The sequence below is a fragment of the Amycolatopsis sp. NPDC052450 genome (assembly GCF_044547565.1).
Taxonomy (GTDB): domain Bacteria; phylum Actinomycetota; class Actinomycetes; order Mycobacteriales; family Pseudonocardiaceae; genus Amycolatopsis.
This window is the reverse complement of the sequence record NZ_JBIUAQ010000018.1, coordinates 33425-47007: the sequence shown is the minus strand read 5'-3', so window position 1 is coordinate 47007 and position 13583 is coordinate 33425. Positions and strand designations below refer to the sequence as shown.

Sequence of the window (13583 nt, the reverse complement as noted above, 5' to 3'; positions counted from 1 at the left end):
TCGTTCTAACGACACTTACCACTCACGACCACCTGTACCGACGCCCACCGCCACCTTCGCCACCGCTCACCGCGCCTTCACGGCTTCGAGGGTGAAACTGGCCGCCAGCCGCTGCGGATCCTCCGTCAGCCGCCATTCCTCGGTCGCCTCGTTCAGGGTCATCAACCCGGGCAACGCGTTCCACGGCACGCTGTCGTGCTCCACGAGCCGCGTCAGCGTCAGCCCCGCGTCGAGCAGCGACGTGACGATCTCGCCCAGACCGTGGTTCCACTCGTGTGTCCGGTTGTGCTGGAACGAGACGTCGGTGTCCACATAGGTCCCCGGTTCGTCGAACACCAGCGGTTCGGCCTGCTCGAAGTACGGATAGCGTGACGTGATCAGCGGCTGGGTCTCGTCGAGGGTGCCCAGCATCGGATGCATGTCCCGGATGAACAGCCGCCCGCCCGGCCGCAGCAACGCGCCGACGACCTGTCCCCAGCGGGCGATGTCGGGCAGCCAGCAGAGCGCGCCGATTCCCGTGTAGACGAGGTCGAATTCCCCGGCGCCCAGTACGTCGGCGGCACCGTACACATCGGACTCGTGGTAGTCGATCTCCGCGCCGGTCTCGGCGGCCAGCCGTCGCGCGATCTCCAGCGCGGGCGCGGAGAAGTCGAGGCCGGTCATCCGCGCGCCGAGGCGGGACAGGGAAAGCGTGTCCGTGCCGATATGGCACTGCAGGTGCACTCCGCGCGCGCCGGAGACGTCGCCGAGCAGCGGCCGGTCGAAGGTGACCACGCCGCTGAGGTGCGTGGGGTCCGCGACGAACTTCTCGTAGCCGTAATCCGCCGACGCCGCGTGCGCGGGGGCGCGTTCGTCCCAGTTCGCGCGGTTGACGGTGACGTAGTCCGTCATGAAGTGGCGGCCTTTTCGGCGGCACTGCGCAGCACGCAGAATTCGTTGGCTTCGGGGTCACCGAGGACGACCCAGCCGGTGCCGTCCGGGTTGCGCCGGTCGTGCACGAGGGTCGCGCCGAGTTTCAGCAGACGCTCCGTTTCCTCGTCGCGCGGGATGTCCGGCGTGAGGCAGAGGTGGATCCGGTTCTTCACCGTCTTCGGCTCCGGGACCTCCCCGAAGAACAGGGTGACACCGTTGTCCATCTCGATGATCGCTTCGGGGTCACCGGGCTGATCGTCGTCGTGCATCGGTTTGCCGACGACGCCACTCCAAAATCGCCCCAGTTCGTAGGCGTTGGTGCAGTCGAAGAAGAAGTTCTGTACGACAGAGGTCATGACGCCGCAGTCTGCCCGAGCCCGCGAAGCCCGGCCAACGGTTTAAGCGAGCCGAAGCCCGGGCGACCGATGCACCTGCCGTTCCGCGTCGATGACCAGCACCTGGCATCCCGGTTGTGACGCGACCCACGCGATTCCTTCGGTTCCCATCGCGAAAGCGGCCGTGGCCAGGGAATCCGCGGTGACGAGGTCGCCGGCCGCGACCGTGACGCTCAGCAGCCCGGTGGGCGGGCGCCCGGTCCGCCCGTCCAGGATGTGCGCGCCACGCTCGTATTCCGCCGAAGTCGCGACGGCGCCGCCGGACGATTCCACCACGGCGCACACCGCGCCGGGCTGTTCGGGATGCCGGATGCCGACCCGCCAGGCGCGGCCGGGTTCCGGTTCGCCGGCGGTGACGACGTCCCCGCCCGCGTTGAGGCAGAAGACGTCGAGGCCTTCGGCCAGCAGGAGGGACGCCGCCCGCTGCACCGCCCAGCCCTTGACCACCGCGTTCGGGTCGAGTCGCCGTCCGGGGAGCCGGGCGGTGAACGCCCCGCCGGACAGCCGTTCGTAGTGGTCGCACAGCGAGAGCACTTCCAGGAGGTCGTCGCTCAGCTCCGAAGGCGCGAGTTCGCCGCGGTCGTAACGGCACACCTCGCTGCCGGCCTTGAACGGGCTGAACCGGGCGTCGACCTCCCGCAGCCAGCCGAAGACGCCGTCGATGGCGCCCTCGGCCAGCGCGCCGCCCGCCCGGACGTCGACCGAGACCGGCAGTCCCATCACCTGTTCGACGCGGTTCATCTGGCGTCCAGCGCCGCCTGCAGCGATTTGACGTACGACTCGCTCGTCGACGTCGCCCCGGAGACGGTGTCGATGTCGGCGCTCTGCGCGGTCAGCGTCTCTTCCTGCAGGATCGGGAGCGCGTCGACCCCGCGGCCGCTGATCGGCCGTCGCAGCAGGCGGACTTCGGAGATCTTGTCCTCGGCCGAGATCACCAGCCGCACCTGCACGGTGCCGTAGCGGTTGCTTTCGACCGAACCGTCGATGGTGCGTTCGGCGCCTTCGGACGCGCCACCGTCCGAAGTAGACGATGACGGGGCAGGCGCGGCGACGGCGACGGTCTCCGATCCGAGCGGGCCCGGTTCGTACAGCCAGACACCGAGGAAGCCCGCGGCCGAAAGGGCGACCGTGGCGGCGACGATGGTCTTCTTCATGATCGGGACTCCCTGACTCAGGCGGCGAGGCTGAAGCGTTCGGCGTGGACCTGCTGATTCGGCACCCGCAGTTCCCGGAGGCTGCGCAGCGTCGCCGACGTCATCCCGGGCGGGCCGCAGACGAAGACGTCCCGTTCCCGGATGTCCGGCACCAACTGCCGCAGACTGCGCGCGCCGAGCACCGGACCGTGCGGACCGGCCTGATCGGACGGTCCACTGAGGACCCGGACGACCGCGCCGCGTGCCCGTGCCAGCCCGATCAGCTCCGGCAGCAGGACGGCGTCGAACTGGGTGCGGACCCGGTAGAGGACGACGACGTGGCCGGAGATCTCCTCCAGCAGCGCGCGGATCGGGGTGATCCCGACGCCGCCCGCGACCAGCAACGCGTCCGGCTTCTGTTGGTGCATCGTGGTGAACGCGCCGTACGGGCCTTCGGCGAACACACGCGTGCCGACCTTCAGCGACCGCAAGGACGCGCTGCCGTCACCGGCGGCTTTCGCGGTCAGCCGCAGGGTGCGGCCGTCCGGCGCGGCCGACAGCGAGAACGGATTGCCTTGCCACCAGCGATCCCTGGTCATGAAGCGCCACAGGAAGAATTGGCCAGCCCTCGCGGGCATCCTGTCGAGGTGCTCGCCGGAGATGTACACCGAGACGACGTCGTCGGATTCCGGGACCACGGCGACGACCCTCAAGCGGTGACGCAGGTTCCGCGCCAGCGGCAGCGCCACCCGGCCGGCGAAGACCGAGCCGAGCGCGACACCCCACACCGCCCACCAGTAGACCTGGGCCCCCGGCGACGACGCGAACGATCCGCCGAGCGCGATCTGATGGCTGAACGCCAGCACGACCGCGGCATAGGTGTAGAGATGGAGGAAATGCCAGGTCTCGTACGCCAGCCGGCGGCGCGCGAAGCGGGCGGAAACGGCGCCGACGAGCAAGATCAGCGCGAGTGCGACGACAGCGCGCAGGATCCCCTCCAGTTCGGTCACCATCGTGACGAACTCGTCCACGACGCCGCTGTCCTCGACCTGCGCGTAGCCGAAGACGATGAAGACGAAATGCGCGAGCAGCGTCCACAGCAGGCTGAACCCGGTCCAGCGGTGCCAGCCGGTGAGCTTGTCCATACCGAGACGGCGATCGAACCACGGCAGGCGCGCGACCAGCAGCAACTGGAACGCCATCGTCAACGCCCCGTACAGCCCGGCGAGCCGCCCGATGCTGATGAGCACGTTGTCCGAGGGCCCGGCGGCGAAGAAGAGCAGGGTGACGGTGGCCACGTTGGCCCCGAGGAAGAGAAAGAGCCCGGCGCGTGCGGCGATCCTGGGACGGATCGCCGGGCGCGGCCTCACGGCGGTCTTCGTCATGGTGGTCACACGTGGTTCCTTCCGGTCCGGTTCAAGAACCGAGCCTCCTGCGCCAACCTGTGACCTTTCTTGGCGGAAGCTGTCGGCTTCCTGTCGTATGCGCTCCCGCCTCGCCCTCGCGCGCGCGTTCACGGAGGATGGCGTGGTGAACACCGAGAACCCCGTCCGCCTGCTGGTGGTGGACGACGAGCCGCATATCGCCGACCTCGTGGCCACCGTCGCCCGCTACGAGGGCTGGCAGGCCGTCACCGCCGGATCGGGCGAGGCCGCGCTCGAACGTGCCGCCGAATTCGCGCCCGACATCGTCGTGCTCGACCTGATGCTGCCGGGGATCGACGGGTTCACCGTGCTGGACAAGCTGCGCGAATCCGGGACGGCGGTGCCCGTCGTCTTCCTCACCGCGAAGGACGCGACGGCCGATCGTGTCGCCGGGCTCACCCGGGGCGGCGACGACTACCTCGTCAAGCCGTTCTCCGTCGAGGAACTGATGGCGCGCCTGCGCGCGGTCCTGCGGCGGAGCACCAACCAGGCCAAGGCGGCGGTGCTGCGGGTCGGCGACCTGACCCTGAACGAGGACACCCGCGAGGTCGTCCGCGACGGCGAACCCGCGGAGCTGACCCCGACGGAGTACGAACTGCTGCGCTACCTCATGCGGCGTTCGCCGTCGGTGCTGACCAAGGCGCAGATCCTCGACCACGTCTGGGAGTACGACTTCGGCGGCCGGTCCAATGTGGTCGAACTCGTCATCTCGCATCTGCGCCGCAAACTCGACGCGGGCAACGAACCGCTGATACACACCGTGCGCGGCGTCGGCTACGTCGTCCGGCAGGCGGCGAGATGACCATGCTGCGCCGGTGGTACGACGCCTGGCGCCGATCGAGGCTCGGGACCCGGCTGGCGCTCGGGCTCGGGGTGCTGGCGCTGGTCGTGTTCGCCGTCGTCGGCACCGTGATGGTCGGCATCATGAAGGGCTATCTGAACGACCGGCTCGACGAACAGCTCGCCAAGACCCAGATCAGCCAGGTGCCGTCGCTGCGCACCACGCACGGTGGGAAACCGCAGCAGGCCTACGGCTGGTTCTCCGCGGTGTTCGCGGTGCGGGACGGCGACGCGCTGCCGCAGGCGGGCGGTTCCCTGCCGCCGGACACGAAGGCGCTCGAAAAGGTCGCCGAGGACGCGACGCGGACCGAAGTGCTGCGCACCGTCTACATCGAGGACAAGGGCACTTACCGGGTCCGGGCCTGCCCGATCGAACCGGACCGCAACATCGTGCTGGTCAGCGCCGCCCCGCAGGCCGATTTGGACCGGACGGTGAGCCAGCTGGTGATGGTCGAGGTCGTCGCGTTCCTGCTGGCGCTGGCGGTGCTGGTGATCGCGGGACGGCTGGTGCTGCGGCGCGGGCTGCGGCCGCTGAGCGACATGGCCGGGACGGCACACGACATCGCGTCGCACGACCTCACCACGAACGCCGATCTGCCGGTGCGCGCGCGGGCGAACGGCGGCGGCGCGGAGGTCGAGGAGCTGCGGACGGCGTTCAACCTGATGCTGGCGCACCTCGATTCCTCACTGGTCGCGCGCCGGGAGGCGAACGAGCGGCTGCGGCGGTTCATCGCCGACGCCTCCCACGAACTGCGCACCCCGTTGACGTCGATCCGGGGCTACGCCGAGCTTTTCCGCTACGCCGCGGCGAACGAACCCGCCGAACGCGACGCGCATCTGTCGAAGATCCGGGAAGAGACCGAGCGGATGAGCGTGCTCGTCGACGACCTCCTGCTCCTCGCGCGCCTCGACGCGCCGGAGACCGAGGCGCCGCTGCGGCTGGTCGACGTCGACATCGCCGAACTGATCACCGACGCGGGGGAGGCCTTCGCCGCCGGTCGCCCGGAGCATCCGCTGAGCCTCGGCGCGCTACCGGAAGGTGTTGTCCTGCAAGCGGATCCGGTGCGCCTGCGGCAGGTGCTCGACAACCTGCTCGCCAACGCCGCGGTGCACACGCCGCCCGGGACGGCGGTCGCTTTGTCGGCTTCGGCTTCGGACTCGGAGGTCGTGCTGCGGGTGAGCGATGCCGGGCCCGGGATCCCGCCGGAAGCGCGGGAGCGGATCTTCGACCGGTTCTACCGCGTCGACACCACCCGTACCCGTGGCAACGGCGGGACCGGGCTCGGGCTTTCGGTGGTGCTTTCGCTGGTCTCCGCGCACGGCGGGACGATCGAGGTGGAGAGCGTGCCGGGGGCGACGACGTTCACGGTGCGGCTGCCGCGCCACCGCCCATGACCCCCTCCCGCGCGTGACCCCCTCTCGCGCGTGCAATGAAGGACGCTTTCATTGCAAAATTTGCTATTAAAGCGTCCTTCATCGCAGGCCGGTGAGCGCTACCCGACCCGCCCCTTCACATGCTCCGGCACCGTCCACTCCGAAACCAGGTCCACCGACGGCTCCGGTTCCCCGAACACGGTCCGCACCGGCAGCACTCCCGCCCACGAGAGATCGGCCGCGACCTCGTCCTCGGGGTCGTCGGGACCCTCGCCGCGCATCTTCACCGACGCCTCGGTGAGGTCCAGTTCCAGCACCGAAACCGACGCGAACTCCTTCGCGTTGACGTCCCGCGCGTGCTCCCACGAACCGGGCGCGAGGTGGTCGGTCAGCACGTGGAGGGCGTGCATCTTCCGGTCGGCGTCGGTGACGGCGGCGGCCTTGCCCAGGATCACGGCGCTGCGGTAGTTCATCGAGTGGTTGTTGATCGAGCGCGCGTAGACGATGCCGTCGAGCAGGGTGACCGTGACGCAGATCTCGACGCCGTCGGAATCGCGCATACTCCTCGCCCCGGTGGATCCGTGCAGGTAGAGCGTGTTCCCGTCGCGGCCGTAGCCGGTCGGGATGACCACCGGGGCGCCGTCGCGCACGACGCCGAGGTGGCAGATCAGGCCTTCGTCGAGCACCGCGTACAGCGCCGAGCGGTCGCTGAGCGCGCGGTTCTTCTTGCGGCCGAGAGTGGTCCTGTCGGTGGGTGAGAGCGGCGTGGACATGCGAGTAGTCTCACCCACCAGAGTGGCCTGTAATAACGGCCAATTCTCCTATACTTGAGAAGGCCACTTCTGGAAGTGTGGAGTACAGCATGTCCGACACCGCCCTGCCGGTCAGCCTCGACCGCGATTCGCTCGTCCCGCTCGCGGTCCAGCTGGCCGACGCGTTGCGCGCGGCCGCCGGTGACGGGCATCTGCGCGGTGGCGACCGGCTGCCCTCGACCAGGGCGCTCGCGAGCAGGCTCGGCGTCAGCCGCACGGTGACGTCGGCGGCGTACGAGCAGCTTCACGCGGAGGGCTGGATCGCCGGCCGCCACGGCTCCGGCACGTACGTCACCACCACACCGCCCGCGGACAGGCCGTCGAAAGGTCCCGCGCCCGGCACCCCCGCCGCACCGCCCACGCTGGTCGACCTCACCCCGGGTGTCCCGTGGGCCGACGGCATCGAGAAAGCCGCCTGGCGCCGGGCGTGGCGGGCCGCCGCCGATCCGCGCCCGACCTATCGCGAGGACAGGGCGGGCCTGCCCGCGTACCGGGACGCCGTGTCCGAACATCTCCTGCGCCACCGCGGTCTCGCCGCCGGGACGGTGCTGGCCACCGGAGGGACGACGGCGGCGGTGATCGAACTCGCGGGAGCGGTGCTCTCGCGCGGCGACCGGGTCGCGATCGAGGAGCCGGGTTACCAGCGCGCGGTGCAGGCGTTCCGGCGCGCGGGGATGGCGGTCGTGCCCGTCCCGGTGGACGAAGAGGGACTGCGCCCGGACGCCGTCCCCGCCGACGTGCGCGCCGTGTACTGCTCGCCCGCGCACCAGTACCCGCTCGGCAGCCGGATGAGCGCGTCCCGCCGGGTCGACCTCGTCGAACTCGCCCGCGCCGAGGGCATGCTGGTGATCGAGGACGACTACGACGGCGAGCTGCGGTTCGACGTCGCGCCGCTGCCGCTGCTGGCCGCGCTCGCACCCGACGTCGTCGCGCATCTCGGCACCACGAGCAAGATCCTCACCCCGGCGCTGGGCGCCGGCTGGATGGTCGCGCCGTCCCCGGTCGCGGCCGCGGTGCTGGAGTACCGCGAAGCGACCGGGACGCGTCCTTCGCCCGCAGGGCAGCGGGTGCTCGCCGAGCTGGCGCGGCACGGCGATCTGGGGCGGCATCTGCGGAAACTCCGGCGGGAACTGTCGGAGCGCCGGTCCCTGGTTTCGGCCGCGCTGACGTCGGCGGGGATCCCGGTGCTCGGCGACGACGCGGGCGCGCATCTGGTCGTCCCGTGCGGCTCGGCCGCCGACGAGGCGGCGCGGATGGCGGCGGCCGAACGCGCCGGGATCCGGCTCGACGGGCTGGCCCGGCATTTCGCCGGGACGCCGACGGTGTTCGGGAACCTCATCGGCTACGCGGGCTGCTCGCGGGAGGCGCTGCGATCCGCGCTCAAACCGCTGATCGCCGTGTTCGGTTGACCTCCAGCGAACTGGAGGTCATAGCTTGCGATCATGCGTGAGATCAGAGTGTCCCGATTCGGCGATCCCGGCGTTCTCGAACAGGTCGAAGTGCCGACCCCCGAACCGGCGGAGGGTGAGCTCCGCGTCGCGGTGACAGCGGCCGGAGTCGGCTGGCTCGACGCCCTCATCAGACGAGGCGACGGACCCGAGGTGTTCGCGATCGAGCCGCCGTACGTACCGGGCGGGTCGGTGGCGGGCACCGTCGACGCCGTGGGTGCCGGAGTCGACGAAACCTGGCTGGGGCAGCAGGTCCTCAGTCACGCGCCCGGCGGCTACGGTGGGGGATACGCGGACACGGTCGTCGCGCTGCCGGACGACACCTTCCCGATCCCGGACGGGCTGGATCCCCGGCACGCGGTGGCGCTTTTCGACGACGGCAGCACCGCGCTGGCGTTGCTGGAGAAGACTCCGGTCAAGGCAGGGGAGCGGATCCTGGTGGCGCCCGGCGTCGGCGGGCTCGGCAGCGTGCTGGTGCAACTCGCCCGCGCGGCGGGCGCGACGGTCGTCGCGGCGGTCCGCGGCGACGAAAAGGCGGCGATCGCACGGAAACTGGGGGCCGAACCGGTCGACTACTCGGCGGCGGACTGGACGGGAGAAGCTCTCGCCCGCACCGGCGGTCACCGCCTGGACGTGGTCTTCGACGGCGTCGGCGGCGAACTCGGCGCCGCCTCGTTGGCACTGCTGAAGAACGGCGGCCGCTTCTCCGGCTACGGCATGTCCAGCGGTGCGGAGACCGTGATCGGCGACGCCGACCGCGCCCGGCTGTCCGTTGTGGACATGGCGCAGCTGGTCGGGTTCTGGCCCGACAACCCGCGCCGGGTGCGGGAAGTGCTGCGGCAGGCGGCCGACGGGAAGCTGACGCCGATCATCGGCCGGACGTATCCGCTGGCAGAGGCGTCCGCCGCGCACTCCGACATCGAGGCGCGGCGGTACACCGGCAAGAGCCTGCTCCTGCCCTGAGCGCTCAGAACCGCAGCGGCACCGCGGGGAGGTTGGCGGCGATGACCTCGGAAACGGTCTGGAGCGGCCCGGTCCCCGCGGTGTCCGGCACGGTGAGCGCCGTGTAGACGGGACGGTCCACCACGAACCACGTCGCGGTGCCCTCGCCCTCGACCTGCAGCCACTGGACGCCGTTGATCGTCCGCAGCTGCGAGGTCCGCGTGAGCTCCGGCGGCTTGCCGAGCCCGCATCGCAGGACCACCGGGTCGCCGGTGCCCCAGCCGACCGTCGCCTCGGGGGCGGGATCGGCCAGCTTCCGGCGGACCAGCGTGTTCCCGGACGACGTGAGCTCGTGCGGGAGCGCGCCGACGAGCTTCGCGCACTCGGGCGACCCCGACTGCGGCGCCGGGACCGGGACGAGCGGGAGCGGGCCGTCGGCGGCCGGGGCGACGGGATCCGCGCCGCGGGTCAGCCCGAAGACGGCCACGCCCGCGACGAGCAGCACCGCCAGGCAGGCGGCCGCGATCAGCAGGGGTTTCGGGGGAGCGCCGGTGTCCGTGTCAGCCACCGGACCACTACACCACTTCTGAGTTTCCGTGGTGAACCCGCGTCCGCGATCGACGTCGGCAGGACGCTATCTGGTCGTTCACGTCGCCGATGTGGAGACGGCGTCCTGCCACCGCGATAGCGGGGCCTTCGGCCAGGGCGGGTTCACGCGTATGGGCACTTTGTGAGTGCATCCTCAGCTCCGCCGACAGGCACTCAGAGATGCACGACCGGGCAGGTCAGCGTCCGCGTGATGCCCTCCACGTTCTGCACCTTGGCGACCACGAGCTGACCGAGCTGGTCGACGGTGTCGGCGGCGGCCTTGACGATGACGTCGTAAGGGCCGGTGACATCCTCCGAACTGGTGACACCGGAGATGGTGGAGATCTCCGCGGCGACCGCGGCGGCTTTGCCGACCTCGGTCTGGATGAGGATGTATGCGTGGACCACGGCGCGCCCCTTCGTAAAAGTCGGCTCAAGGTAGGAACGTTGTAGCAACGTATCGCCAGCCCCGGGAAAAACCTAGGGCATCCGACTATCGGTGATCGACATTTGTCCGGACAAGGGAAAGTGGAGGTGACGGGTGTCACCGAAAGACGGCACGGTCGCCGGGACCGGTGAATTCCGGTTGATCGAGGCGGTGACCGCCGACCGGAAACAGCCGGAGACGACACTGCTCGGACCGGGGGACGACGCGGCCGTCGTGGCCAGCCCCGACGGGCGGACGGTGGCGTCCACCGACGTCCTCGTGCAGGGCGTCCACTTCCGGCTCGACTGGTCCAGCGCCGAACAGGTGGGGCGCAAGGCGGTCGCGGTGAACCTCACCGACATCGCCGCCATGGGTGCGCGCCCGACGTCCGTCCTCATGGGATTCGCCTGCCCGCCGGACACCGAGACGGCACTCGTCACCGAACTCACGCGGGGCATGTGGATCGAAGCCGACCGCGCGGGCGTCGGGATCGTCGGCGGCGACATGGTGCGCGCCGATCAGATCGTGATCAGTGTCACCGCCCTCGGCGACCTCGGCGGCCGGGAACCGGTGACACGCTCCGGCGCCCGCCCCGGCGACGTCGTCGCGGTCTGCGGACGGCTCGGCTGGGCCGCCGCCGGGCTCGCCGTGCTCGGGCGGGGTTTCCGCTCACCGGTCAGCGTGGTCAACGCGCAACGCTGCCCCGAACCGGATTACGAGGCCGGTATCCGGGCGGCCGACGGCGGCGCGACGTCCATGATCGACGTGTCCGACGGGCTCCTGTCCGACCTCGGCCACATCGCCGCGGCCTCCGGCGTCGGGATCGACGTGCGCACGGCGGATCTCGACGTGTCGAGCAGGCTGACCGAAGTCGGCACCGCGCTCGGCGCCGACCCGCTGAAATGGGTCCTCACCGGCGGCGAGGACCACGCGTTCGCGGCGACCTTCCCCTCGTTCGCCGACCTGCCGGAGGGCTGGACCGAGATCGGCGTCGTCACCATGCCGGATTCGGGGGTGACGGTGGACGGGAAGCGGTACGGGCACGACAGCGGCTGGCAGCACTGGCGCTAGGAGCGTGGGGCCCACCAGGTCGACTCCGTGGCGGCGGTGAAACCGAGCGATTCGTACAGCGGCCTGCCGAGGCGGGACGCGGTGAGGGTGACCGGCAGCTCCGCCAGCGGGGCGAGGGAGCCGAGCATCACCGCCCGTCCGACGCCGCGAGAGCGGAAGGCATCCGGCGTGCCGACCCAGTAGTGGCTGCCGAAGCCGTCTTCGACGACCGTGACGCACGCCCCGGCGACCTCGCCGTCGAGCCGCGCGACGAACACGGCGACCCCGGGCTGTTCGAGGATGGCCGTCGGGAACATCTCACCCGGCCGGAACCGCGTGAGTTCGAAACCTTCGATCACCGCGCGTTCGGCCGCCCGCAGCTCCGCCTCCTCGTGCACCCGGACCACCTCCATGGCGGGTTCGGCGACCGGGGCCGGCGGGCGCAGCATGACGGGCATCTGCCAGCTGCGCATGTCTCCGAGATGGCTCAGATCGGTGACGCTGAAGGGATCCTCGGCCTCCACCGGCCCCTTCGACCGTGCCGCGAGCTCGGTGATCTCCGCCAGTTCCTCCGCGGTGAGGTCGGGCTCCTGGATCAGGACGCGCAGTCCGGCGCGTTCGTCACCGGCGACGGCGAGAAAGCCACGACGGCGGATCACTTCGTGGCCGCGGGAACGGCCGGTCGCGGCCCAGAACGCGGCGGAGTTGCGGGCCTGGCGCAGCGGAGCTTCGGCGAGGCCGGTGATGGACGTCTCGATCGACATGAACGCAATCTACGGTGGGGAACGGCTCGTGCACTCGCTAATCTCGCGCTCATGGACCTTCGCGTGCTGCCCTACGACCACCCCGACGCGGTGAAGCTGCTGGCCGAAGCCCAGCTCGAACTGGCCGCCCGGTACGGCGGCGAAGACGAGACGCCGATGGACGCGGCGCAGTTCGCCTCGCCGAGGGGACTGTTCCTGGCCGCGTACCTGGACGACGCCCCGGTCGCGTGCGGTGCCTGGCGGGCGCACGACGGGCCGGATCCCCTGCTGCCCGGTGACGCCGAGATCAAGCGCATGTTCGTGCTGGCTTCGGCGCGCGGACGAGGCTTCGCGAGGGCGATCCTCGCCGACCTGGAACGGACGGCCACCGAGGCCGGACGGCTGCGTATGGTGCTGGAGACCGGTGACAAACAGCCGGAAGCCATCGCGCTGTACCTGTCGGCCGGGTACCGGGAAATCCCGGGTTTCGGGTACTACAAGGACGAACCGGAGAGCATCTGCTTCGGCAAGCCGCTGGTCTAGGAGAACGCATGCCGATCTACGCACTGGGTGACCTCGAACCGTCGATCCACCCCGACGCCTACGTCCACCCCGACGCGACCGTGATCGGCGACGTCCGGATCGCGGCGTTCGCGTCGGTGTGGCCGCAGACGGTGCTGCGCGGCGACCACGGCCACATCGAGATCGGTGAGCGGTCCAACGTCCAGGACGGCTGCGTCCTGCACTGCACCCGCAAGGAGCCGACGATCATCGGGAAGTCCTCCGCCGTCGGGCATTCCGTGCACATCGAGGGCGCGCGGATCGGCGAAGGCTGCCTGATCGCGTCGGGATCGGTGGTGCTGAACGGAACCGTCGTCGAGGACGGCGGGATGGTCGGCGCGGGCGCGGTCCTCTCCTATGGGTCCCATGTGGACAGTGGGCACATCGCGCTCGGCGTCCCGGCGAAGACGCGGCCGAACACTTCTTTCGGGCCGGACATGATCAAGCTCGTCGTCGACGGGTATGTCGAGCGTGCGGCCCTTTTTCGTAGAGAACTCCGTCGGGTCGAACTCCGGCGACTGGACTAGGCGCCGGGTTTCTCCGGTGGTTCCGGCTCGTCGGGCTTGCCCGACTCGACGTGGTAAAAGGGCAGCCTGATCTTGAACGGGGCGCCTTTGCCGTTGTGCAGTTGCTGGCGCTGGGTCAGCCACCCCGCGAGGAAGATCAGCAGGAGGATGCCCGCCGTCACCAGCAGCGCGGGAACGGACATCCCGAGCAGACGGACGAAAAAGCTCTCGAACGGCACAGCCCAGCCCTCACCTGCCGACGAGTCCCAGGGCTTCCCCACCAGCCGGTCAGGGTTGGTGTGCGGGTGGTGCGTGCCGGTCATGACCGGCTCGTGGTGCGTGGACGTCCCGGCCCCGGGTGACCCGTTCGCTCTCTTTCGAGCGGGCCAGGCGGAACGCCTGTAGGCCTCGCCGCCTCCCCTGAAGCG

The 13583-nt window shown here is 70.3% G+C and carries 17 protein-coding genes; 7 read left to right on the top strand and 10 right to left on the bottom strand.

Features of this window, described 5'->3' with window-relative positions:
• Positions 1-66: 66 nt before the first annotated feature.
• The 5 genes from ACIHAO_RS26710 to ACIHAO_RS26690 are packed head-to-tail and all read right to left on the bottom strand — an operon-like array spanning position 67 to position 3834.
• Positions 67-891: a class I SAM-dependent methyltransferase gene (locus ACIHAO_RS26710; protein WP_396562221.1), complete on the bottom strand. Its 825-nt coding sequence runs from the start codon at positions 889-891 to the stop codon at positions 67-69.
• Entirely contained in the window at positions 888-1268 is a 381-nt protein-coding gene (locus ACIHAO_RS26705; RefSeq protein WP_396562219.1) for a VOC family protein, read from the bottom strand. Before ACIHAO_RS26705 ends, ACIHAO_RS26710 begins: the two co-directional genes overlap by 4 nt.
• A 42-nt stretch (positions 1269-1310) precedes the next feature.
• On the bottom strand, positions 1311-2048 hold the full coding sequence (locus ACIHAO_RS26700) for an FAD:protein FMN transferase (RefSeq protein WP_396562217.1): 738 nt from the start codon (positions 2046-2048) through the stop codon (positions 1311-1313).
• The gene (locus ACIHAO_RS26695) at positions 2045-2461 is read right to left on the bottom strand and encodes an FMN-binding protein (RefSeq protein ID WP_396562215.1); all 417 of its coding nucleotides are present in this window, start codon (positions 2459-2461) and stop codon (positions 2045-2047) included. Before ACIHAO_RS26695 ends, ACIHAO_RS26700 begins: the two co-directional genes overlap by 4 nt.
• A gap of 17 nt (positions 2462-2478) precedes the next feature.
• Positions 2479-3834: a ferric reductase-like transmembrane domain-containing protein gene (locus tag ACIHAO_RS26690; RefSeq protein WP_396562213.1), complete on the bottom strand. Its 1356-nt coding sequence runs from the start codon at positions 3832-3834 to the stop codon at positions 2479-2481.
• A 136-nt stretch (positions 3835-3970) separates the two neighbouring features.
• On the opposite strand from ACIHAO_RS26690, the gene ACIHAO_RS26685 reads away from it, so the two are divergent.
• Together ACIHAO_RS26685 and ACIHAO_RS26680 are read left to right on the top strand one after the other, a co-directional pair.
• Complete coding sequence (locus ACIHAO_RS26685) at positions 3971-4666, top strand: response regulator transcription factor (protein WP_125792553.1); 696 nt, start codon at positions 3971-3973, stop codon at positions 4664-4666.
• The gene (locus tag ACIHAO_RS26680; protein ID WP_396562211.1) at positions 4663-6099 is read left to right on the top strand and encodes a sensor histidine kinase; all 1437 of its coding nucleotides are present in this window, start codon (positions 4663-4665) and stop codon (positions 6097-6099) included. Before ACIHAO_RS26685 ends, ACIHAO_RS26680 begins: the two co-directional genes overlap by 4 nt.
• A gap of 98 nt (positions 6100-6197) precedes the next feature.
• Here ACIHAO_RS26680 and ACIHAO_RS26675 read toward each other — a convergent pair whose 3' ends face one another.
• Positions 6198-6851 carry a pyridoxamine 5'-phosphate oxidase family protein gene (locus ACIHAO_RS26675; protein ID WP_396562209.1) on the bottom strand — a complete coding sequence of 218 codons (654 nt, stop codon included), beginning with the start codon at positions 6849-6851 and terminating at the stop codon, positions 6198-6200.
• A gap of 89 nt (positions 6852-6940) precedes the next feature.
• On the opposite strand from ACIHAO_RS26675, the gene ACIHAO_RS26670 reads away from it, so the two are divergent.
• Both ACIHAO_RS26670 and ACIHAO_RS26665 read left to right on the top strand, forming a co-directional pair.
• Positions 6941-8299, top strand: a complete 1359-nt coding sequence (locus ACIHAO_RS26670; RefSeq protein ID WP_396562207.1) for a PLP-dependent aminotransferase family protein — start codon at positions 6941-6943, stop codon at positions 8297-8299.
• Between the two features lie 33 nt (positions 8300-8332).
• On the top strand, positions 8333-9301 hold the full coding sequence (locus tag ACIHAO_RS26665) for a zinc-binding dehydrogenase (RefSeq protein WP_396562205.1): 969 nt from the start codon (positions 8333-8335) through the stop codon (positions 9299-9301).
• A 4-nt stretch (positions 9302-9305) separates the two neighbouring features.
• Here ACIHAO_RS26665 and ACIHAO_RS26660 read toward each other — a convergent pair whose 3' ends face one another.
• A complete protein-coding gene (locus ACIHAO_RS26660; RefSeq protein ID WP_396562203.1) occupies positions 9306-9848 on the bottom strand; it encodes a DUF3515 domain-containing protein in 543 nt (180 codons plus the stop codon).
• Between the two features lie 194 nt (positions 9849-10042).
• Positions 10043-10276 (bottom strand): Lrp/AsnC ligand binding domain-containing protein, encoded by a 234-nt coding sequence (locus ACIHAO_RS26655; protein ID WP_005160289.1) that lies wholly within the window; start codon positions 10274-10276, stop codon positions 10043-10045.
• A 133-nt stretch (positions 10277-10409) separates the two neighbouring features.
• On the opposite strand from ACIHAO_RS26655, the gene ACIHAO_RS26650 reads away from it, so the two are divergent.
• A complete protein-coding gene (locus ACIHAO_RS26650; RefSeq protein ID WP_396562201.1) occupies positions 10410-11366 on the top strand; it encodes a thiamine-phosphate kinase in 957 nt (318 codons plus the stop codon).
• Here ACIHAO_RS26650 and ACIHAO_RS26645 read toward each other — a convergent pair.
• Positions 11363-12109: a GNAT family N-acetyltransferase gene (locus ACIHAO_RS26645; protein WP_396562199.1), complete on the bottom strand. Its 747-nt coding sequence runs from the start codon at positions 12107-12109 to the stop codon at positions 11363-11365. The genes ACIHAO_RS26650 and ACIHAO_RS26645 overlap by 4 nt on opposite strands.
• A gap of 51 nt (positions 12110-12160) precedes the next feature.
• Between ACIHAO_RS26645 and ACIHAO_RS26640 the strand changes: the two genes are divergently transcribed.
• Together ACIHAO_RS26640 and ACIHAO_RS26635 are read left to right on the top strand one after the other, a co-directional pair.
• Positions 12161-12631, top strand: a complete 471-nt coding sequence (locus ACIHAO_RS26640; RefSeq protein WP_396562197.1) for a GNAT family N-acetyltransferase — start codon at positions 12161-12163, stop codon at positions 12629-12631.
• Positions 12632-12639: 8 nt separating this feature from the next.
• Positions 12640-13176, top strand: a complete 537-nt coding sequence (locus ACIHAO_RS26635; protein ID WP_396562195.1) for a gamma carbonic anhydrase family protein — start codon at positions 12640-12642, stop codon at positions 13174-13176.
• Here ACIHAO_RS26635 and ACIHAO_RS26630 read toward each other — a convergent pair.
• A complete protein-coding gene (locus ACIHAO_RS26630; protein WP_396562193.1) occupies positions 13173-13478 on the bottom strand; it encodes a hypothetical protein in 306 nt (101 codons plus the stop codon). The two genes, ACIHAO_RS26635 and ACIHAO_RS26630, sit on opposite strands and share 4 nt — an antisense overlap.
• Positions 13479-13583: the final 105 nt, after the last annotated feature.

Bases quoted from the DNA above. Each gene is read 5' to 3' on its own strand.
- ACIHAO_RS26635 (WP_396562195.1), top strand. From the start codon at position 12,640: ATGCCGATCTACGCACTGGGTGACCTCGAACCGTCGATCCACCCCGAC.
- ACIHAO_RS26670 (WP_396562207.1), top strand. From the start codon at position 6,941: ATGTCCGACACCGCCCTGCCGGTCAGCCTCGACCGCGATTCGCTCGTC.
- ACIHAO_RS26695 (WP_396562215.1), bottom strand. From the start codon at position 2,461: ATGAAGAAGACCATCGTCGCCGCCACGGTCGCCCTTTCGGCCGCGGGC.
- ACIHAO_RS26645 (WP_396562199.1), bottom strand. From the start codon at position 12,109: ATGTCGATCGAGACGTCCATCACCGGCCTCGCCGAAGCTCCGCTGCGC.
- ACIHAO_RS26705 (WP_396562219.1), bottom strand. From the start codon at position 1,268: ATGACCTCTGTCGTACAGAACTTCTTCTTCGACTGCACCAACGCCTAC.
- ACIHAO_RS26700 (WP_396562217.1), bottom strand. From the start codon at position 2,048: ATGAACCGCGTCGAACAGGTGATGGGACTGCCGGTCTCGGTCGACGTC.
- ACIHAO_RS26665 (WP_396562205.1), top strand. From the start codon at position 8,333: ATGCGTGAGATCAGAGTGTCCCGATTCGGCGATCCCGGCGTTCTCGAA.
- ACIHAO_RS26630 (WP_396562193.1), bottom strand. From the start codon at position 13,478: ATGACCGGCACGCACCACCCGCACACCAACCCTGACCGGCTGGTGGGG.
- ACIHAO_RS26675 (WP_396562209.1), bottom strand. From the start codon at position 6,851: ATGTCCACGCCGCTCTCACCCACCGACAGGACCACTCTCGGCCGCAAG.
- ACIHAO_RS26640 (WP_396562197.1), top strand. From the start codon at position 12,161: ATGGACCTTCGCGTGCTGCCCTACGACCACCCCGACGCGGTGAAGCTG.
- ACIHAO_RS26710 (WP_396562221.1), bottom strand. From the start codon at position 891: ATGACGGACTACGTCACCGTCAACCGCGCGAACTGGGACGAACGCGCC.
- ACIHAO_RS26680 (WP_396562211.1), top strand. From the start codon at position 4,663: ATGACCATGCTGCGCCGGTGGTACGACGCCTGGCGCCGATCGAGGCTC.